Genomic DNA, 20,662 nt, shown 5'->3' on the forward strand with positions numbered 1-20,662 from the left:
AGCTCACTACTCGCCTTCCCAGTAGTCGACGTCGGCGTCGATTGGATAGTAGCCGTGAAGCGACCGCTCCGCTCGACCGCCGGGCGGTGTGCCGACGAACACGCCCAGTTTCTCCGAATCCGGGTAGATCGTAACGTCCGGCTCGTTCATGGTCGAGACCACGAGATAGCGAAGCGGCGCATCCGAGTCGTTGATCACCTTGTGGCCACCTGTTTCGTCGGCTGGAAAAGACACGTAGTCGCCCGCGGTAAGCGAGTGGGGTTCGTCGGCTAACCGTAGTGTTCCCCTGCCCGCGAGCACGTACATCGCCTCCTCGTTTGCGGTATGGTAGTGATAAGGCCACGATTCGTGGCCCGCCGGCAGTTCGTAGAGACTACAGCCGAGTTCGTCGCCGTCCGTTTGTTCTCCCAACTGTTTTCGCCGGACCCGCATCTCGCCGTGTTCCAGATTCGTCCACTCGAGATCAGCCTCGTTTATGAGACCCATGGTGATTCTTCTCAATCAACGGCCATATTATTATTTCGTCCGAGAGCGTTCGATCCCTGCTATTTCAGAGAGAGGTCATTTCGACACGTCCTCGAGCACCGCCTGTGCCGCCACTCGCCCGCTTTCCATCGCGCCCTGGATCGACGACCAGCGGGTGTAATCACCGGCGAGGTAGACCGCACCCTCGGGATCGCGGGTGTCGGGAAGTCGGTCGTGGGTCCCCGGTGGCTGGTCGAACTGCGCGAACTCGATCCGGTCGGTCCGCAGCGTCTCGAGGGCCTCGAAGCGCTGGTCAGGATACCACGTCTCGAGCGCCAGCCGTGTGCGCTCGGCCAGTTCGTCGTCGCTCGCGGCTGGCTCGCCGAGATAGGTCGCACTGAGCAGCGTCGACCCGTCGGGGGCGTACGCCGGGGCGACCGCGCTGTGGGGGACGACGTGATTTGGCGCGTCGTCGTCGACCGCGTTGAGCAGCAGTCGCGTGCCCGTCTCGAGGTCCACCCCGGCTGGCAGCGTGTAGTACTGGGTCACGCAGGCCCGTGCGGCGGTCGGGATCGACTCGAGGTCGGTCAGCTCGCGCGCGGTCGGCGGATCGGTCGCAACGACGACCGCGTCGGCCGCAACCGTCTCGCCGTCGGTCGTCGTCACCGTCGCCGAGTTATCCGCACTCGAGACGGCCGTGACATCGACGCCGGTCTCGAGTCGTCCGCCGGCCGCTCGGACGCGGTCGGCGAGTTGGGCCGGAATCGCGCCCATCCCCGTGGCTGGAACGGCGGCCCCGCCTTCGGCGAGGGTGGCGAACGTGTACTCGAAGACGCGACTCGAGGTCGAGAGCGATCGGTCGAGGGTGATGCCGCCGTAGAACGGGGCGAAAAAGCGCTCGATGAACGGCTCGGAAAAGCCCCGTTTGCGGAGATAGCGCCCGATCGAACTGTCCGTTCGGTGGTCGTCCTCGAAAAACGCCGCCGGGTCGGTTCGGCGAAGCTCCCACCAGAGCCGGGCGAGCCGGAGTTGGTCACCCAGCGTCACGTCACTGTTCGCCAGCGTCGCGGGGAGCAGTTCCGGCCGCTGGCGCGGGTCAGCGAGCACCGTCCGGTGGTCGGTCCCGACGATGGTCGCCCCCGAAGTGAATCGACGCAACTCGAGGGCCTCGAGATCCAACTCTCGCTTGACTGCAGAATAGGCCGGGAAAAGCACCTGAAACCCGCGATCGAATCGATAGCCGTCCTGTTCGTGTGTTCGAACCCGGCCACCGACGGTATCACGACGTTCCAGCACCGCGACATCAGCCCCGCCGTCGGCGAGATGGCGTGCTGCGACGAGTCCGGCGAGCCCACCACCGACAACGACGACCTGTGGAGTCGACTGCATGCACGACTCATCGCAAGGAACGCACAAAGGCGTAGGGCCAAACACGGCCGAGCGGGACGCCGACACTGTCTGTATCGGGTCCCCGAAACGCGAGCGATACCGAAAGCCGTGTGTTACAGATCCGTCAGCAGCCGAAGGACGAGTCCGAGAAGTATCACGAGCACCCCGAGAATCGTCGCAACTGGCGGAATCGGGATCAGTAGCAAGCCGATACCGGCGAGAATCACGATCGTCGAAACTCTGACCATGGGGTGTCGTCGTTGTGTGGACGGGTAGCGTTACGGCCGGCATTGACAGCGTACCGACATCGTCTCGAAAATCAGCGCCTGTCTCGATGCCCGCCATTGCCGTGGCCGGTACGGCTTTAGTGATTGCAACGGCGCTATGTTCTATGGGAGCAACCGACAATACTGGGCAGCCGGAGTTTCAGCCCGTCTTTGAGAACCGCGTCCGCTTCGCCGAAACCGACCAGCAGGGAATCGTCTTCTACGGCGAGTACTTCACGTTTCAGGACGAAGCCGTCTCCCAGCTGTTCCGGGAGATCGACTACGACTACGATCGGATGCACGAGGACGGCTGGCAGGTCCACGTCGCCAACACGGAACTGAACTACCGTAACGCGGCCGAGTTCGGTGATGTCATCAGCAACGAACTTCGCGTCGCAGAGATCGGCACGGCGAGTTTCACCGTGGAGTATCGGGCAAAACGAGCAGCCGACGACCAACTCCTCGTCGACGGCAGCGTGACACAGGTCGCCGTCGACCTCGAGACCGAGCGACCGACTCGCGTTCCCGACGCCTTTCGAGAGGGTGTCGCGGCGTTTCAGGGCGGTCTCCCCGACAGCTGAGGCTGCCGATCGAAACCAACGCGGCGCAATTTTCGCGTCCTGAAAACCCGTTCGGTCCGCTTAGTGTACGCCGACGTACGCCTCGCGAACGTACTCGTTGTCGTGGAACTCGTCGGACGTCCCCTCGAGTTCGATCTCGCCGGTTTCGATCAGCGAGAGGCGTTCGGCGTGGCGCAACGCGAACGTGGAGTTCTGTTCGGCCAGCAGGATCGTCAGCCCCTCGTTTTGCAGGCGCTCGATCGCTGCGCTGATGTCCTGAATAATGACTGGCGCGAGGCCGATCGTCGGCTCGTCGAGCATCAGCATGTCGGGATCGCTCATCAGCGCGCGACCGATGGCGAGCATCTGCTGTTCGCCCCCGCTCATGGTTTCGGCTTCCTGTTCGCGGCGCTCGTCAAGCCGCGGAAACAGCTCGTACACCATCTCGAGGTCGTCGGCGACCCCATCGCGGTCGTCGCGGAACTGTGCGCCCATCAGCAGGTTCTCGTGGACCGAAAAGAACGGGAACAGGTCCCGATCTTCGGTGCAGTACACCAGACCGTCTCGGACGATCTGCTGTGAGGAGACCGCGGCTAGATCGGTGCCGTCGTAGGTGACCGTGCCGTCGTAGTCGACGAAGCCGGCGATCGCGTTCAGCATGGTCGTCTTGCCGGCCCCGTTGGGGCCGATCACGCCGTAGATCTCCCCTTTTTCGACCGACAGCGAGATCCCTTTGAGCGCGTGGGCTTTGCCGTAGCGGACGTGGACGTCCTGTAGTTCGAGGTGTGCCATCTATGTCTCCTCCGCGGTACCGAGGTATGCTTTCTGAACGCGCGGGTCTTCCGTGACCTGTGTCGGTGTGCCTTCCATGAGTTTGTCGCCGTTGTTGATGACGATCGCCCGATCAACCAAGTTCATCAGCCCGCCCATGTTGTGGTCGACGATGACGATCGTGATACCCTCCTCGCGAAACCGTTCGAACGTCGCCGCGAGTTCGGTGATTTCGGCCTGATTCATCCCTGCGAAGGGCTCGTCGAGCAACAGCAGGTCCGGCTCGGTCGCGAGCGCTTTCGCGATCTCGAGGCGACGAACGTCCGCGTGTGGCAACTCGTCGGGCATCTCACGCAGTTTGTCTTCGATGTCGACGCGGGCCGCGTACTCGTAGATCTCCTCGTCGCTTGCACCGCCACGAAGCGAGGTGACGCTGTTGGGCAACGTAAACAGCTGAATGTTGCCGGCGACGGGCATCGACTCGATCGGGTTCGACTCCTGTGAGACGCGCGAGAGGCCGCTGTTGACGACCTCGTGCGTTCGGTGGTCGGTGATATCGGTTCCGTCGAAGGTGATCGACCCGTCGGTGACGTCGTAGATACTCATGATGCAGTTGAACACCGTCGACTTCCCCGAGCCGTTTGGCCCGATCAGGCCAACGATCTCGCCGCGGTCGATCTCAAAGGAGACGTCGTTGACCGCGACTAGCCCCCCGAACCGCTTCGTGACGCCGTCGATCTCGAGTAAGCTCATGGCTGGCCACCTCCGTATCGCTCGAGGGTGTGCCAGAGTTTGCGGAACAGTCCCTCACGGACGAACACCAAGACGGCCAGTACGAGCCCCCAGAAGATCGTCCAGCGAGCCGGCGACGAGAGGCCTGCGAGATCGGTCAGGATGTAGTCTCGCAACACGATGAGGAAGAACGCACCGCCGAGCGGGCCGAGGATCGAACTCATCCCGCCGAGGACGGCCATCGCGATCATCTCGATGCTGCGGTCGACCACGATGAACGTCGTCGGGTCGACGCCGCCGGTAAAGTGAACCAGCAACACGCCACCGATCCCCATCGGGATCGAACTCAGCGCGAACGAGAAGATCTTGAACTTCGTCGCATCGATGCCGGCCGCGTTGACTGCGGCTTCGTTCTCGCGGATCGAGACGAGAATCAAGCCGATGTTCGATCGAGCGATAACCGTGAGCACGACGGCGATCACGAGCATCGGCACGATCATGTAGTAGTACCGGGCGATCGGATCGTACGTGAAAACCTCCACGGATTGAATCCCCGTTTCACCGCCAGTGTACGCACTGAACGAGGGGATCAATCGGTAAAAGATCAACACGGCGACGAACGTGATCAACGAAAAGTACGGCCCGGAGAGGCGAAGCGATGGCAGGGCGATGAGCAGCCCCACCACGAGGGCGGCCAAAATCGAGACCGGAATCGTGATCGCCATCGACAGCTCCGGGTCAACGTTGTGGACCAACATCGCCGTCGTGTACGCCGCTGCCCCGGAGAGCACCGAGTGGCCGAAGCTGATGTACCCGGTGTAGCCGCTCTGGATGTCCCAGCTCATCGCGAAGATCGCCCAGATCGCGGCGACCGTCATCGCTCTGACGAGCCCGAAGGTTCCCCAGAACGGAGCTGTCAACACCGCGGCGAGCGAACCGAAGACGAGTGCGAACTGCAGCCCGTTGAGCTCGCCGACGTAGTCACCAACGAGCCGGTTGAAGCCATCCGCAAGCGGCTGGAGTGATTGATCGAGCCGGCCCGTCACCGTACTGAGCCGGTCCGTTGCGCTACTCATGGACGAGCTCCCTCCCGTAGAGACCGTGTGGTAAGACGAGCAAGACGGCAGCGAGCACGATCAGCGAGAGCACTCCCTGAAAGCTCGGGCCGAGGATCTCGATCGACGCCGTCTCGAGGTAGCCGATCAGGTACGCGGCGACGACCGAGCCCTTGATGCTGCCGATGCCGCCGATCACGACGATGATAAAGGCGAGCGCCAGCGGATTGAGCCACATCTCCGGGGTCGTCGACTGTAACGTCCCGATGAAGACGCCGGCGATCCCGGCGAACGCGCCGGCGATCAGCCAGGTTCGAGACTTGACCGTCCCGAGGTCGACACCGGTGAGTTCTGCCCCGCGCGTGCTCATCGACGTCGCGAGGATCGAGCGTCCTTCGTCGGTTTTGGTCACGTAGTACCAGAGCAGGCCGATCGCGATCCACGAGACGATGAACGCGACCAGTTCCACGTACCGGATGCGCGTGCCGACGGCCTCGAGGTAGATCGATCCCGGCACAACCGGGATCAGCTGTGACGGTTCGGCGCCGAACTGGATGATGATCAGTTCGGTCAGCAAGAGCGCGACGACGACCGTCGCCAGAAACGTGATCACGATGTTGTCTTCGATGTATGTGACGAGCCCTGCGTACAGCACGTACGACGCACCGGCAGTGATCGCGACTGCGAGGACGAAGCCGACGACTGGCGGCAGCGAGAGCGCCCCGGCGGACGACGTAAGCCCGAGGTAGGCGAACGCACCGATCATGATCAACGCGCCATGAGCGAGGTTCAGTACACCGCCGACGCCGAAGATCATCGTAAAGCCGATGGCGATCAGTGCGTAGACCGCACTGATCATCGCACCCAACACCAGTATCGAGAGTAATTGACTTATCATTCGTTTCTGCGTCGGTCAGAGCCACTCGGGTTCGACGTGGTCTGCAGTCGCATCCTCGCGCGGGTAGACACACTCGACGACACCGTCGTCCCCGTCTTCTTGCCACTGCGTGACCGGGAAGTTCGAGATAACTCCGTCCGCGGTTCTGGTCTCTCTGACGTCGTGTGGGTACTCCTCGTCCGGCCCGTAGAGCGACATCTCTCCAGCAGCGCCGGTGAACTCGAGGTCGAGCATGGCGTCGATGATGGCATCGAGATCGCTCTCGTAATCGACCGTGTCGGCGTTTGCGGCCGCCTCGGCGTAGAACAGCACCGCGTCGTAGGAGTTGAACCCCATGTACATCGGCTTGCTCGGCGGCCCCTCATCTTCGAACTCGGCTTCGTAGGCGTCGACGAAGTCCATCGTCCGATCCGTCAGGGGGGCAACGCCACCGGCCCCGGACTGGGACGTCGTTTCGTACAGACAGGCTCCCTCGGTTGCGTCCCAGAACTCGGGGGACATGCCCGGCACGCTGACGCCCTCGAGTGCGAACGGGTACTCGTTTTGGGCCCAGGTGCTGGTGAAGCCTGCGGCACCACCATGGGCGATAAACCGGAAGACGACGTCGGCATCCGCATCGTCGGCGTCGTCGAGAAACGACGTGAAGTTGTCCGTTTCGACCGACATCCGGTCCTCGTGGACGACCGAGAGCCCCTCGGTCGCTTCGATCTGTTCCGGGAGGATGTCGCGAAACGACGTGGTCCAGGCGGCGTCGTCGGCCAGAATCGAGAAGTTATCCCAGCCGTACTCGTCGTTGAGGTGAGCCGCGTAGTCGGCCATGCCTTCGGCCTGCAGATCCGAGTTGATCGGCCCGGTTCGGAAGATGTTCTTGTAGTGGTCGTAGTCCTCGCCGTGATTCTGCGTGATCGTATCCGGGTCCGCAGAGCCGGTGATCAGGAACGGGACGTCCACCTCCGCGACGAAATCGATGATTCCCTGTGTGACCTCGCTGACGAACGTTCCAACGAGCAGGTCGACGTTGTCCTGTTGGACCAGGTTTTCGGCGACTCGCTCCCCCTCTGTCGGTTCGCCGCCGGTGTCCTCCGAGAGCAGTTCGACATCCCGTCCGAGTACACCGCCGTTGTCGTTCAGTTCGTCGACGGCGAGTTCTGCGCTTCGTGCAGCGCCACGCCCCATTTCCATCTCCGTCGGTCCGAGATGGCCGATTCGGAACACGTCGTCATCATCGCCGCTGATCCCGCCGAGACAGCCGGCCAGCGATGTCGTTACCGCAGCCGCTCCCGTTGCCCCCAGAAACATCCGTCGCCCAACACTCCCTTTACCACAGCTACTGGATTCAGCAGTATGATTATTTTCGTTAGTCATTATAAGTCATTGAGTTACCGATACTCAGTCACATCTTCTGATTAGTCCATAATAAAGATGAGGGATGTTACCAAACGATTCGTGAACAGTCCACATATACATCCGATCGCCCGCGCTGGCGATTGGCGGTACATCGTTTCAGGTGTTACTATAGACAACTCGTTCAGCTGGCGCTCTCTACCAGTCCACTCTACGGACAAAAACAGACCAACTCGCCTCGAGGAACCGCTTTCCAGCCGGGTCGTTACGCCTCGAGTTCGGCTCGCAACAGCTGGTTGACATCGCCGGGGTCGGCGCTGCCGCCGGTCTTTTGCATCACTTGCCCGACGAGGAAGTTGATCGCCCCGTCGTCGCCCGATTCGTAGTCGTCGACGGCGTCGGGGTTCTCGTCGATCGCCTCGACGACGGCCTGCTGGACCTCGTCCTCGCCGGTTTTGCCCAGTCCTTCCCGATCGACAATCTCGTCGGGAGCGTCCCCGTCGTCGAGCATCGACCGCAGTACGGTCTCGTGGGCGTTTTTCGCCGTAATTTCGTCGTCGGCGACGAGTTCGACGAGTCGGGTGATGTCCTCGAGTCGGCCCTCGAGATCCGTAATTTCCATATCGCGGTAGTTGAGTTCGCCCAGCAGGTTGTCTGCAACCCACGTCGCCGCCAGATCGGGGTCGAACTCGCCGGCGACGTCCTCGTAGAAGTCCGCGACCTGCTTCGTCGAGGTGAGCTTCGAGGCGGCTTCCTCACTCAGCCCATACTCGTCCTGGAATCGCTCGCGACGTGCCGTCGGGAGTTCAGGAATCGAAATTTCGTCTTTCCAGCCCGAGACGCGAAGCGGCGGCAGGTCGGCCTCCTCGAAGTAGCGGTAATCCTTTTCTTCTTCTTTCGAGCGCATCGAGACCGTGATCCCGCGAGACTCGTCCCAGTGGCGGGTCTCCTGTTCGACCGCGCGCCCACGCTGGATCGCGTTCTTCTGTCGGGTCTCCTCGTAGGCCAAGGCCTTCTCTGCGCCCTTGTGACTCGAGATGTTCTTCACTTCGGTTCGGTTCGCCGCGGCGAGTGCCTCGTCGCTGATCTCGGTGACGTCGTCGCTTTCGATCTCCTCTTCGGGGATAATCGAGAGGTTGGCGTCGATCCGCAGGCTGCCGTCGCGTTCGGCGTCGAAGACGCCGAGATACTCGAGTACTTCCTCGAGTTCGGCCAAGAAGGCACGGACTTCGCCCGGACTGCGGAAGTCGGGGGCTGTGACGATCTCCATCAGTGGCGTGCCCGCGCGGTTGTAGTCGACGAGCGTGTAGTCGGCCGAATCGATGCCGCCACCGCCGCCGATGTGCTGGAGGCTGCCCGGGTCCTCCTCTAAGTGGGCGCGCTCGATCGTGACGGTTCGGCGCTGGCCCTCGACACTGATCTCGAGGTCGCCGTCCTGACAGATCGGCTCGTCGTACTGGGTGATCTGGAAGTTCTTGGGCAGGTCGGGGTAGTAGTAGTTCTTCCGGTGGAAGCGGGTCTCCTCGGGGATGTCGGCGTCGATCGCCTTGCCGATCTTGACGGCGGCTTCGACGGCGGCCTCGTTGAGCACCGGCAACGCCCCCGGCAGGCCGAGACAGACCGGACAGACGTTCTCGTTTGGCTCGTCAGTCTGGTCGGTCGAACACCCACAGAAGATCTTCGTGTCGGTCTCCAGCTGAACGTGGACCTCGAGGCCGATGACGGTCACGAGGTCGCCCTGCTGGACGGTCTGAGCAGTCATTGCGCCTCGATTCGGGCCGGGCCGGGTAAAACGTAACGGGACGGACTCGAGTCGCCAGCCGTCAGTCTCAATCGACGACGGTGATGCCACCGAACGCGGCGAACCCGGTGACGACGAGATCGACCTCGTCGTGTTCTTCGGCCCGGCGTGGCCGTTCGTCCGCTGCACCGCCAAAGATTGGGAGGACATCGACCTGCACGTTCCAGTCAGTCGGGACGCGGACGTCGACGCCGCCGAACACGGCCGTTGCGTTGACTCGAGCCGGCCGATCGGAGACGGTTGCATCACGAAGGTCGAGATCGACGCCGCCGAACACGGCTGTCAGCTCGCCGCCGACGAATCCGGCAGTCGTCACCCGTCGGTCGGCTCCACCGAACAGCCCGACCGCCGTCACGAACGCGTCGCTGACCTCGTACGCCCGCGCCCGGTACCGGCCGAGGATCACAGAGAGGCCGAGCAAGACGATAAGCAGAGGCCAGAACGCCTCGAAGTCACGCCATTCGACGACTCCCAGCGTGGCGAGTTGCCAGCCGCCAGCGACGACGATGACGACCAGCGGGCCGGCGACGTTCCGGAGGCGACTCGAGACGAGCGCATAGATACCGGCAATCACGAACAGTGACGGGACGAACTGGAGGAGCTGTGTCGTATCGTACACGCCAGTGGTGTCGAGCAACAGAAAGAGACCGAACAGGACGATGAACCCGCCGAGGAGTGCCTGGGCGGAAAGACGGCGCGAAGACATACATACAAACCAGACTGATCACATAAATAAAACTACGGATGAAGACGGCGATGACACTCGCGTCGGCGCTGCCTACTGCCGTTCGGCGAGCGCCGCAGCGACGACCTCGATCGGCGTCGGCGGCTTCTCGGTCGCACCGGGACGGTCCTCGAGTTGGGTCCGACAGGATGCGCCGGGAGCGACGACGCGCTCGGCCGTGCTGTCGTCGACCTGTTCGTAGAGGACCTCACCGATGGCCTTACTCATCGAGTAGTGTTCGACCTCGTAGCCAAAGGAGCCGGCCATTCCACAGCACGTCGAATCGAGCGGATCGACCGCGTAGCCGGCCCGTCGAAGAACGCCGACGGCGTGGTGGTCTTTCGCGTGGGCCTTCTGATGGCAGTGGCCGTGGTAGGCGAGGTGTTCGTCGGGGGCCGCGAACTCGATGTCGGCGTCGAGATCGAACTGATCGATGTACTCACAGACGCCGTAGGTGTTCGTGGCGACCGCCTCGACCTCCGGATGGTCGAACAGGTCGAGATAATCCGACTGGACCATGACGGCGTCGGAGGGCTCGATCAGGACGACGTCGTACCCGTCCTCGACGTACGGCAGGAGTTCGTGGACGGTGTCGGTCGCGTCCTCAGCGGCCTGACCGAGCAGCCCCTTCGAGTACGCTGGCCGACCGACATCGCGTGGGTCAGCAATCTCGACGTGGACGCCTGCGGCCTCGAGCACTGCGAGGGCGGCCTCTCCGGCCTCGGGATACTCGTGGTTGGTGTAGACGTCGGGAACGAGGACGACGCGACGGTCGGCCTCGCGGGCTGAGACGGCGGGTCGGTGGTCCGCGACGCGTTTTGCGAACGTGTTGCGCTGGAACGTCGGCAGGTCGCGCTCCCGGGAGATCCCCAGCAGTTTCTCGGTGAGCAGGCCGCTGCCGGGCAGATTCGCCGCCCAGTTCGAGACGGGCGCGGTGGCGGAGCCGACTTTCGCGAGCGTGTCGAAGTTCGTAAAGAACCGATCGCGAAGCGAGACGCCGTTTCGCTTGTGATGTTCGTAGGTAAGTTCGGCCTTCAGCTTGGCCATGTCGACCCCGCTCGGGCAGTCGTGCTTGCAGCCCTTACAGCCGATACAGAGGTCGAGGACCTCCTCGACGAACTCGTCGTCGAACTGCTCGTCGGGATCCAACTCGCCGCTCATCGCCGCCCGGAGCATGTTCGCGCGGCCGCGCGTCGAGAGGATCTCCTCGTCCTCGGCCCGGAACGTCGGGCACATCACGCCGCCGGTCGTGGACTGCTCGCCGCGACAGCCGCCACAGCCGTGACAGAGTTCGGTCATCCCCTGAAAGCCCTGCTCGGTGTCCCACTCGAGGACGGGGTCGAAGCCGGCGTTGAACTCGTAGTCGGGGCCGAAGCGGTGGTTTTCGGTCATGTCGGTCTGGTCACCGTCACGGCCCCGTGACGAGCCTCCGATCGCGTCGCTCGCGGAGACGCCGTCGCGGAAGACGACCTGCCCAGGGTTGAGCAGCCAGTCGGGGTCGAACGCCGTTTTGAGCTCCTGGAACGTCTCCCAGAGTTCCTCGCCGTACAGTTTGCGGTTCCACTGGGTTCGGGCGCGGCCGTCGCCGTGTTCGCCCGAAACGGAGCCGTCGTACTCGACGACGAGGTCGGTCACGGCGTCCGTGATCGACTCCATGTCCTCGAGGCCCGCCTCGGTTTTCGTGTTCACGAGCGGGCGGATATGGAGGACCCCCGGCCCAGCGTGGGCGTAGAAGCTGGCGTAGGTGTCGTGGTCCTCGAGGACATCCTGGAAGTCGGCGACGAACGCACGGAGGTTCGCCGGTGGGATGCCGGTGTCTTCGATGAAGGCGACGTGTTTCTCGTCGGTCGTCCGCGAGAGCAAGATCGGAAGACCGGATTTGCGCAGCTTCCAGATCTTCGCGCGGCTGTCGGCGTCGTAGGCCTCGATGGTGTCGAACGCGAGCACGTCGCTCGCAGTGGCGACCCGCTCGTCCTCGTCGTCGGCGTCGCCTTCGGGATCGACGGTCGGACAGCGATCTGCGAGCAGGTTCGCGACCTTTCGTTTGCCGTCGGCGACGTCGTCGGCGTAAAACTCGACGATCAGGACCGCAGCTGTCCCGTCCGGTAGCATCTCGGTGACGGGCGCGAACTCGGGGGTATCTCGGGCGAGGTCGATCATCACGTCGTCGAGTACCTCGACCGCCGCCGGATCGTGTTCGACGATCGGCTCGACGTCGTCCATCGCCTCGAGGACACTGTCGTAAGCGAGCAAGGCCATGCTCTTTTCTTCCGGAATGGGCTCGAGCGAGACGGTCGCCTCGGTGACGATCGCAAGCGTTCCCTCGCTGCCACAGAGCAGTTTCGCGAGGTTGATCGTCCCGCCCTCGGCGTCGGGTTCGCCGATGCCGCGCTCGCCGCCGTAGGCGTCCTCGACGAGCCAGTCCAGATTGTACCCCGAGACGTTACGCTTCAGGTCGGGGTACTGCTCGTCGATCAGGTCGCCCTGTTCCTCTAAGATGCGTGCGACTTCGGCGTAGATCGCCGACTCGAGGTCGTCACCGTCTGCGAGTTCCAGGACTTCCTCGAGGGCGACCTCGCCGAAGGTGGTGACGGTGCCGTCCGCGAGCACGACCTCGACCTCCTCGACGTAGGCGTCGGTTTTGCCGTACTGCAGCGAGTGTGCGCCCGTCGAGTTGTTGCCGATCGCGCCGCCGAGCGCGCTCTTGTCGCCCCAGGCGGGGTCGGGTGCGAACTTCAGGTCGTGGGGGGCGAGCGCTTCGTTGAGCGAGCCGAGGTAGATCCCCGACTGGGCGGTCGCCCGCCGCTCGTCGGGGTCGATGTTCACGACGCCGTCCATGTACGTCGTGAAATCGAGGACGACAGCCTCGTTGACCGTCTGGCCGGCGAGGCTCGTCCCGCCGCCGCGCGGGAGAACGGGAATCCCCTGCTCGGCGCAGTAGGCGACGACGCTCGCGACGTCGTCGGTCGACGTCGGGAAGACGACACCGACCGGCGTCACGTCGTAGATGCTCGCGTCGGTCGCGTACATCCGCCTCGAGTAGCTATCGAAGCGAACGTCGCCATCGACCCGGGCCTCGAGGGCAGCGAGCAGATCGGGTCGGTCGACATCGTCGCTCTGATAGTCGTAGTTCGCTTCGGGGTCGGCCGCTGGATCGAGTCGGTTCGGTGGTGTGATTGTCATTGGATTTGGGGGAGGGTGTCCGGTGGTGTCGATCGAATACTACGTGAGAGCAGTATTGGAAGCCGATCCTTATACTGCCAGCGACGGGTCAACGCGCCGTCGGGACGCGGACGGAGGCGGCAATCGTCGTCGGGAGTCCGCACCATTGCGTGGGCTTGTGTAGCACAACAGTAATATCCGTGGGGCTAAAGCCTCGAGGTATGAGCGCCGAGACAGGGGCGATCCGGCGACGGTTCGAAGCGTCGCTCGCCGACCTCGACGTCCCCGTAACCAGCACGACCCCGGCCGCGTTCGAGTCGACACTCGAGACGATTGCGTCCGACCCAACCGTCGGAACGACGCTGCCTTTCGAGGGTGTGTCGCTGCCCGAGTGGGTCGACGACGAACCCACGCCGGCGACGCTCGAGAGGGCGACGACGAGTGTCACTGCGGCCTCGCTCGGGATCGCGGATTACGGCAGCGTCGTGTTGCCGTCGACGCCCGACGGCAGCGAGCAGGTGAGCCTCTTTCCGGACCTCCACGTCCCCGTGCTTCGGGAGGCGGATCTCGTCGCGGATATGCCGACGGCGATCGAACGGCTCGGCCCCCACCTTCGAGACGGCGAAAGCGCCATCGTCGCGACCGGTCCCAGCGCGACCGCCGATATGGGCGCACTCGTCAAGGGTGCTCACGGCCCGAAAGACGTCCACGTGCTCGTCCTCGAGTCCGAGGGTGATGACGAATGAGCGGGAACGCACGCGAACAGAAGGCCGACCACATCCGTCATCTCCTCGAGACCGAAGGCGACGCCGTCGAGGCGAACACGCTCGGCTTCAACGATGGCCGCTACGAGTCAGTGGCGGACCTCGAGGATTACGAGGGGTTGAAAAGTGAGGCCCGTGCGATCAAAGAGGACGCCATCGAGCGACTGCCGGCGCTGATCGACGAGCTGACCGAGACCGTCGAGGCAAACGGCGGCACGGTCTACATCGCCGACGACGCGGCCGACGCCAACCGATACATCCGCGAGGTCGCCAGCGAGAAAGAGGCCGAGCGACTCGTCAAATCGAAGTCGATGACCAGCGAGGAACTCGAGGTCAACGAGGCCCTCGAGGCCGACGGCGTCGACGTCGTCGAAACCGACCTCGGTGAGTGGGTCCTGCAGGTCGCAGACGAAGCGCCCTCCCACATCGTCGCCCCGGCGATCCACAAATCCCGCGAGGAGATTGCCCGCCTGTTCAACGAGCAGTTCGACCCCGACGAGCCGCTCGAGACCGCCGAGGAGTTGACGATGTTCGCTCGCGACCGACTCGGCGAACTGATCCGGGAGGCCGACGTCGGGATGACCGGCGCGAACTTCATCACAGCCGATTCGGGCTCGCTCATGCTTGTGACGAGCGAGGGCAACGCCCGAAAGTCGGCCGTCGTCCCCGATACGCACGTCGCGGTCGCGGGCGTCGAGAAGATCGTGCCGTCAGTCGAAGACCTCGCGCCGTTTATCGAACTGATCGGCCGCTCGGGAACGGGTCAGGACATCACCTCCTATATTTCGTTGCTGACGCCGCCGGTCGACTCGCCGGTCGTCGACATCGACGATCCCGACGTCGCCTTTGCCGACCGTGACGATGACCGCGACTTTCACCTCGTGCTCATCGACAACGGCCGTATGGCGATGCGCGAGGACGATCAGCTCAAGGAGACGCTGTACTGCATCCGGTGTTCGGCCTGTGCGAACACCTGTGGAAACTTCCAGTCCGTCGGCGGCCATGCCTTCGGCGGCGAGACCTATACGGGCGGCATCGCGACCGGCTGGGAAGCCGGCGTCCACGGGCAAGACAGCGCCGCCGAGTTCAACGACCTCTGTACCGGCTGCTCGCGCTGTGTCGAGGCCTGTCCGGTCGAGATCGACATCCCGTGGATCAACACCGTCGTCAGGGACCGCATCAACCGCGACGGCGACGCCGGCCGCTTCGAGTTCGTCTACGACGAACTGGTCCCCGACGAGGAAGCGACCGGGAGCATCGGCCTCCAGAAGCGCCTCTTCGGCAACTATGAGACGCTGGCGAAACTTGGCTCGGCGACCGCGCCGCTGTCGAACTGGACCGCCGGCCTTGAGCCCGTCAGATCCCTCCTCGAGCGCACTGCCGGTATCGACCGTCGCCGCGCGCTACCCGCGTTCGAACGCGAGACGCTCGTCGACTGGTTCGAGGCGCGCGGCCCGCGCGTGTCCGCCGCCGACGCCGAACGCGAAGCCGTCCTCTACCCCGACACCTACACGAACTACATCGACGTCGACCGCGGGAAGGCGGCCGTCCGCGTCCTCGAGGCCATGGACGTCCACGTCCGGATTCCAGCGGTCAGCGAAAGCGGCCGTGCACCGCTCTCACAGGGGATGATCGCGACCGCCGACGCGAAGGCAAGTCGCGTCTACGCCGCGCTGGCCGAACACCTCGATGCCGGCCGCGATATCGTCGTCATCGAGCCGAGCGATCTGGCGATGTTCCACCGCGAGTACGAGAAGCTCCTCCCCGAGGCCTCGTTCGAGCGCCTCCGTGCGGGCAGCTACGAGGTCATCGAGTACGTCTACGGCTGCCTCGAGAACGGAGCCAACGGGGCCCGACTGCGAACCGGCGACGGCGGGCCGGCGATCGCCTACCACTCCCACTGCCAGCAGCGGACGATGGGCGTCGATCGCTACACGCGGGCCGTCTTCGAAGCCCTCAACTACGACGTTCTCGAGAGCGATGTCGAGTGCTGTGGGATGGCCGGCTCGTTCGGATATAAACAGGAGTACTACGAGCTGAGCATGGACGTCGGCGACCGACTCGCCGAGCAGTTCAGCGCACCCGAGGCGAAGAACCGACTGGTCGTCGCCAGCGGCACCTCGTGTGAGGACCAACTCGAGGACTTGCTCGAGCGCGACGCGTCCCATCCGGTCGAAGTGCTCGATCCGCGCTCGCGGCTTCGCTGAGAGCCGTCGATAGCAGCAATAACAGTAGTCGGTATCACAGTTTCTTTATTCAGTGAGAGAGGTGAAACTCGTGCTCAGTAGAGAGGGTTCACGTAGCATATTGAGGTATTGGTGTTTTTTCACCAGTCCGTATTGTCCAAATGTCAAGAGTATATGTGGTTCAATTGCCACTATTTTATATAGGGGTCTGACGTAGGATAGTGTGAGTCGACTGTAGCAGTTCTCCAACGCTCAAGAGAGGCAAGTAATCATGAGCAACGATCCAAACAACACGACGGCAGATACCGAATCCGAGTCTATGCGGCCCACGCGCCGAACCGTAATCCGTGGCGTAGGCGTCGCCGGTTTGCTCACAATGGGTGTCGGCAGTGCCAGCGCTCAACAAAATCCGACGAAACAAGCACGAACACAGCAAGCCCAAACACAGGCCGCGAAGAAAACTCCAAAGGGTATTGAGAACGCGAAAACAAAAGTTCCATCATTCGTGAAAGACAAACTCGATATTAAATTCCCCGGCAGTGGCGGCGGTGGTGGCGATAACGGGGACGGAATCAGCGGTTGAGTAGCTGAACGGGCGACATCGGTTCCATTCCGGTTTCGGAGTATCCACAGCCATACAGTGATCTGTTCGCAGACTTAATTCCGAATCGCTTGTTCCAGTTTCAGGTACGAGACTGAATAAAGAAATCGCGACACTATCTACTGATAAAAACGGAGTTGATCGGCGGACGAGTGGATCGACTCGCTACTCGTCGCGTGGCTCGTCGCCCGCGGCGGGTTCGATTGTTATCTCCGCCGTTCCGAACGGCTCGAGTGGCTCTTCGAACGTCGCGGTCAGTTCGGCGGCCGGGAAGAACCCGATGATGTGGGCGGTCTCGTCGCCGGTGTTCTCGAGCCCGTGCGGTTCCATCTCGGGGACGACGGCACACTGGCCCGCCTCGAGGGGAATCGTTTCGTCACCGACCGTCGCCTCGACCCGTCCCGAGGTCGCGACGAGGAGTTCTTCGTTGCTATCCCGGTGGCTGGGGAGGTAGTTGCCGGGCTCGAGTTCGATACAGACGAGCATCGATTCTTCCGCGCCGGCGTCGGTTCCATTCGGCATCCCGGGCGTCAGCGGGAAGTATGCGCGTAGCTGGGCGTGTTCGTCGCCTTCTTGACTCACATCGGCCCCTTCGAACTGGTCGAGGTCGATGGCTCGAGCCGCTTCCGGTTGTTTCCGTGCTGTTGTTGCCATGTGCTCTCACCGTGGTGATTTCGGGTCGTCACGCGGCGGCATGAAAAGTGCCAACTCGATGCGGGGCGGCCTGAATCAAGTGCGCAAACGCGCGCTCAGAGTATAACGATTTTTCACGGCGATGGGAGAGACTGATTCGGCGACAGGACGCCGACTATCGCGTCTTCGAGTGGCTCAAGCGGCGTCAGTTAAACGCCGCGGCCACGAGCAGCGGGAAGACGAGCGTCGCCTCCGCTTCGATCTGAGTGTAGTTCGTCTCGGCTTCCTTGATCTTGCCCCACGAGACGGCCTCGTTCGGCGGGGCACCCGACAGCGAGCCGTCGCCTTCCATCCCCGTCGAGATGTAGACGACGTAGTCCGCGCCGCCACGGAAGAGGTTCGTCATGATCGCGTGGTGTTTCGGGACGCCGCCGCCGACGGCGATGAGGCCGGTCGTATCGGAGAGCAGGCCGTCTTCGATCAGCGAGTCGTAATCGTCCAGAATTTCGATGCCGACCTCCGAATCGTACCCCTGTCGGTAGTAGTAGAGGAAGTTCCCGACTTCGGCGTCGGTCAGCGCCGGACAGTACACCGGCACGTCGTTGTCTGCGGCCTGTTTCAGGACCGAATCCTCGTCGTCGAGGGTCTCGCCGAGTTCGCGGGCGAACGCCGTCGGCGTTCGGACCTTCTCCTCCGCGAAGAAGTCGTCGAAGAAGTCATAGAGGTACTCCTCGAGCCAGACGTACCGGTCGGAGGGGACGAAGATGTTCCCGAGGCGGTTGATGCCGCGTTCGCGGAGTTCGGCCTCGTCTGCATCCCACTCGCCCATCTTGAACGGTTTTTCCGTTTTGATAACGTCCTCGGTCAGCGAGCCGGAGGTGGTGATCAACACGTCGACGTACCCCTTCCGGATGAGGGCGGCGACGACCTCGCGCAGTCCCGAGGAGATGATGTTCGAGGTGCACGTCAGGTAGATCGTTGCGTCTTCCTCTTGCATTCGTTCGGCGATATCGATCGCCTCTGCGAGCTGTGTCGCCTGAAAGCCAGTCGTCGCATAGGACTCGAGTAACTCGCCGAAATCGAACTCACCGCGGAAGTCGTAGCCACGAACGTCGTCCGTCGACAGCGCCTCGTCGCTGCCCGGGACGACGTGGTCGTGGGACTCGTCGTCGGTCATATCCCTAGCTACCCGAGCAGGGCTTTGAATTGCTCGGGATCGATCGCGGTGTGCAGACTGGTATCGGTTGTCGAGGAATTGACTACCGCAAGCCCCTCGAGTCGCCTACCTCGCGTCCTCGAGGTTCTCGAGGGCGTCGGGGTTCTCGATACTGCTCATGTCGCCGAGGTCCTCGCCCGTATACGTGGCCTCGATAGCGCGACGGATGATCTTGCCCGACTGGGTTTTGGGAAACTCGTCGACAAACAGCACCTCGCGTGGCCGGAACGGCTTTCCGAGTTCCTCGCCGACCTGTGCGCGCAGTTCCCCACGGAGGTCGTCCGTTTCCTCGACGCCGTCCTCGAGGACGACGTACGTGACAACGGCGGTACCGGTGGTGTCGTCGGGTGCCCCGATCGCGGCGGCCTGATTGACCGACTCGTGGTCGATGAGTGCGCCTTCGACTTCCGCCGGACCGACCTTCCGGCCCGCCACGTTCAGGGCGTCGTCGGCCCGACCGTGGAGGAACCAGAAGCCGTCTTCGTCTTTCTGGGCCCAGTCGCCGTGGTTCCACAGGTCATCGAACCGCGACCAGTACTCATCGAGGTAGCGTTCGTCGCCCGACCACAGTGACTTGGTCATCGAGGGACAGGAGTCGCGCGCGACGAGGTAGCCGCGTTCGTGGTCTTCTTTGACCGACTCACCCGATGCGTCGACGATGTCGATGTTCATCCCGAGGCCGGGACCACCCAGCGTACAGGGTTTCAGTGGCTCGGTCGGCATCGGCATCAGGAAACAGCCGCAGATCTCGGTCCCCCCCGAGATGTTGATGATCGGGGCTTCGCCGCCGCCGACGTTCTCGTAGAACCACTGCCATGATTCGGGGTCCCACGGCTCGCCCGTCGAGCCGAGCAGGCGCAGCGAGGAGAGGTCGTGGCCCTCGAGCCAGTCATCACCGTGCTTTCGGAGCGCCCGAATCGCGGTCGGCGAGATACCGAACTGCGTGAGTTTGTGGCGGTCGATCATCTCCCAGAACCGATCCGGCTGCGGGTGGTCGGGTGCCCCCTCGTACATGAATGCGGTGCCGCCGAAGCTGTGGGTGCCGATGAGCGTCCACGGCCCCATCATCCAGCCGATGTCGGAGACCCAGAAGAACCGATCCGACGGCTTGAGATCGAAGCCGAAATGCAGCTCTTTAGCACACTGCATCTGCACGCCTGCGTGGGTGTGAACGATGCCTTTGGGTTTGCCCGTGGTGCCCGACGAATAGAGGAGCATCGACTCCTGACTCGAGTCGAGCGATTTGCTCTCGTAGTCGTCGTCCTGGGATTCGACGGCGTCGGCCCACCACTCGTCGCGGTCGTCGTCCCACGGAACGTCGTGTTCTGAGTCAGCGTCGCTCGCGCCGAGTCTGTCGAAAACGATCGTCTCCTCGACGTAGCCGGCTTCCGCGATTGCCTCGTCGGCAGCGCCCTTGAGATAGACCGGGCTGGCGCGACGGTAGAAGCCGTCACCCGTAAAGAGCACCGAACACTCCGAATCCGCGATCCGGGTCGCGGCCGCGTCGACGCCGAAGCCCGAGAAGATGGGCACGGCGATCGCGCCGACTTTGAAACAGCCGTAGAGGATCGAGACGACCTCGGGCACCATCGGCATGTAGAGGCCGACCGTATCGCCCGTCTCGATACCGCGTTCCTCGAGGGCGTTTGCGACCTGATTCGACTGGCGGTGGAGTTCGTGGTAGGTTATCTCGCGAACTTCGCCGTCTTCACCCTCCCAGATGGTCGCCACTTTGTTTCGTCGCTCGTTCTCGAGGGCGGCGTGGCGGTCCACGACGTTGTGGGCGACGTTGAGTTCCCCGCCGGGATACCAGTCGGTGAACTGCGGCCCCTCGCTGTCGTCTCGCACCGTGTCGTACTCCTCGTAGAACTCGATGCCGAGATAGTCGACGAGTTCGTCCCAGAACCAGTCGACGCCCGACGCCTCGACGCCCTCGAGGTCGGTCGTCGTGCGTTCGATGAGTTCGTCGTAGTCGTCGATCCCGTACGTCTCCATGAACGCAGCGACGTTGGTCGATTCGACGAACGCCTCGCTGGGTTCGTGAACGATCTCGTCGACGTCCTCGAGACTCGGATCTGTTGTGTTTTCAGACATT

18 protein-coding genes are annotated in these 20,662 nt (G+C 63.0%); 4 read left to right on the forward strand and 14 right to left on the reverse strand.

Translation table 11 applies throughout. The annotated features are described in order from the left end of the window. Positions 1 to 6 precede the first annotated feature (6 nt). From C495_RS12535 to C495_RS12545, 3 genes are all read right to left on the reverse strand, one after another. The gene (locus tag C495_RS12535; protein ID WP_008163457.1) at positions 7 to 486 is read right to left on the reverse strand and encodes a cupin domain-containing protein; all 480 of its coding nucleotides are present in this window, start codon (positions 484 to 486) and stop codon (positions 7 to 9) included. A 75-nt stretch (positions 487 to 561) separates the two neighbouring features. Next, positions 562 to 1,854: an NAD(P)/FAD-dependent oxidoreductase gene (locus C495_RS12540; protein ID WP_008163459.1), complete on the reverse strand. Its 1,293-nt coding sequence runs from the start codon at positions 1,852 to 1,854 to the stop codon at positions 562 to 564. Between the two features lie 113 nt (positions 1,855 to 1,967). Further along, complete coding sequence (locus C495_RS12545) at positions 1,968 to 2,102, reverse strand: hypothetical protein (RefSeq protein WP_008163460.1); 135 nt, start codon at positions 2,100 to 2,102, stop codon at positions 1,968 to 1,970. Positions 2,103 to 2,245: 143 nt separating this feature from the next. On the opposite strand from C495_RS12545, the gene C495_RS12550 reads away from it, so the two are divergent. Beyond that, positions 2,246 to 2,701 carry an acyl-CoA thioesterase gene (locus C495_RS12550; protein ID WP_008163462.1) on the forward strand — a complete coding sequence of 152 codons (456 nt, stop codon included), beginning with the start codon at positions 2,246 to 2,248 and terminating at the stop codon, positions 2,699 to 2,701. 60 nt (positions 2,702 to 2,761) lie between these two features. Here C495_RS12550 and C495_RS12555 read toward each other — a convergent pair whose 3' ends face one another. From C495_RS12555 to C495_RS12590, 8 genes are all read right to left on the reverse strand, one after another. After that, on the reverse strand, positions 2,762 to 3,472 hold the full coding sequence (locus tag C495_RS12555) for an ABC transporter ATP-binding protein (RefSeq protein WP_008163464.1): 711 nt from the start codon (positions 3,470 to 3,472) through the stop codon (positions 2,762 to 2,764). Continuing rightward, a complete protein-coding gene (locus C495_RS12560) occupies positions 3,473 to 4,204 on the reverse strand; it encodes an ABC transporter ATP-binding protein (RefSeq protein ID WP_008163466.1) in 732 nt (243 codons plus the stop codon). It abuts the gene before it with no gap. Beyond that, entirely contained in the window at positions 4,201 to 5,259 is a 1,059-nt protein-coding gene (locus C495_RS12565; RefSeq protein ID WP_008163468.1) for a branched-chain amino acid ABC transporter permease, read from the reverse strand. The genes C495_RS12560 and C495_RS12565 overlap by 4 nt, the downstream gene beginning before the upstream one ends. Then, on the reverse strand, positions 5,252 to 6,136 hold the full coding sequence (locus C495_RS12570) for a branched-chain amino acid ABC transporter permease (protein WP_049890339.1): 885 nt from the start codon (positions 6,134 to 6,136) through the stop codon (positions 5,252 to 5,254). Before C495_RS12570 ends, C495_RS12565 begins: the two co-directional genes overlap by 8 nt. 15 nt (positions 6,137 to 6,151) lie before the next feature. Beyond that, the gene (locus tag C495_RS12575; protein ID WP_241430608.1) at positions 6,152 to 7,501 is read right to left on the reverse strand and encodes an ABC transporter substrate-binding protein; all 1,350 of its coding nucleotides are present in this window, start codon (positions 7,499 to 7,501) and stop codon (positions 6,152 to 6,154) included. A 244-nt stretch (positions 7,502 to 7,745) separates the two neighbouring features. Continuing rightward, positions 7,746 to 9,242, reverse strand: a complete 1,497-nt coding sequence (gatB, locus tag C495_RS12580) for an Asp-tRNA(Asn)/Glu-tRNA(Gln) amidotransferase subunit GatB (protein WP_008163474.1) — start codon at positions 9,240 to 9,242, stop codon at positions 7,746 to 7,748. A gap of 67 nt (positions 9,243 to 9,309) precedes the next feature. Beyond that, positions 9,310 to 9,987 carry a LiaF transmembrane domain-containing protein gene (locus C495_RS12585; RefSeq protein WP_008163475.1) on the reverse strand — a complete coding sequence of 226 codons (678 nt, stop codon included), beginning with the start codon at positions 9,985 to 9,987 and terminating at the stop codon, positions 9,310 to 9,312. 72 nt (positions 9,988 to 10,059) lie between these two features. Next, the gene (locus tag C495_RS12590; protein WP_008163477.1) at positions 10,060 to 13,188 is read right to left on the reverse strand and encodes an FAD-binding and (Fe-S)-binding domain-containing protein; all 3,129 of its coding nucleotides are present in this window, start codon (positions 13,186 to 13,188) and stop codon (positions 10,060 to 10,062) included. 200 nt (positions 13,189 to 13,388) lie between these two features. Here C495_RS12590 and C495_RS12595 point away from each other — a divergent pair, with 200 nt between their 5' ends. The 3 genes from C495_RS12595 (at position 13,389) to C495_RS17675 (ending at position 16,700) form a co-directional block, all read left to right on the forward strand. Continuing rightward, positions 13,389 to 13,913, forward strand: coding sequence for an LUD domain-containing protein (locus C495_RS12595; RefSeq protein ID WP_008163480.1), 525 nt, complete (start codon positions 13,389 to 13,391; stop codon positions 13,911 to 13,913). Further along, the gene (locus C495_RS12600) at positions 13,910 to 16,138 is read left to right on the forward strand and encodes an LUD domain-containing protein (RefSeq protein WP_008163482.1); all 2,229 of its coding nucleotides are present in this window, start codon (positions 13,910 to 13,912) and stop codon (positions 16,136 to 16,138) included. The genes C495_RS12595 and C495_RS12600 overlap by 4 nt, the downstream gene beginning before the upstream one ends. 250 nt (positions 16,139 to 16,388) lie before the next feature. Further along, on the forward strand, positions 16,389 to 16,700 hold the full coding sequence (locus tag C495_RS17675; RefSeq protein WP_152418909.1) for a hypothetical protein: 312 nt from the start codon (positions 16,389 to 16,391) through the stop codon (positions 16,698 to 16,700). Positions 16,701 to 16,883: 183 nt separating this feature from the next. On the opposite strand, the gene C495_RS12605 is transcribed toward C495_RS17675, so the two are convergent. The 3 genes from C495_RS12605 to C495_RS12615 form a co-directional block, all read right to left on the reverse strand. Next, positions 16,884 to 17,372 (reverse strand): cupin domain-containing protein, encoded by a 489-nt coding sequence (locus tag C495_RS12605; RefSeq protein ID WP_008163484.1) that lies wholly within the window; start codon positions 17,370 to 17,372, stop codon positions 16,884 to 16,886. A gap of 184 nt (positions 17,373 to 17,556) precedes the next feature. Next, positions 17,557 to 18,528 carry a deoxyhypusine synthase gene (locus C495_RS12610; protein ID WP_008163486.1) on the reverse strand — a complete coding sequence of 324 codons (972 nt, stop codon included), beginning with the start codon at positions 18,526 to 18,528 and terminating at the stop codon, positions 17,557 to 17,559. Between the two features lie 105 nt (positions 18,529 to 18,633). Then, on the reverse strand, positions 18,634 to 20,661 hold the full coding sequence (locus C495_RS12615) for an AMP-binding protein (RefSeq protein WP_008163488.1): 2,028 nt from the start codon (positions 20,659 to 20,661) through the stop codon (positions 18,634 to 18,636). Position 20,662 lies beyond the last annotated feature (1 nt).

Origin of the sequence: Natronorubrum sulfidifaciens JCM 14089, from assembly GCF_000337735.1 — an archaeon.
In the GTDB taxonomy this organism is placed as follows: Archaea; Halobacteriota; Halobacteria; order Halobacteriales; family Natrialbaceae; genus Natronorubrum; species Natronorubrum sulfidifaciens.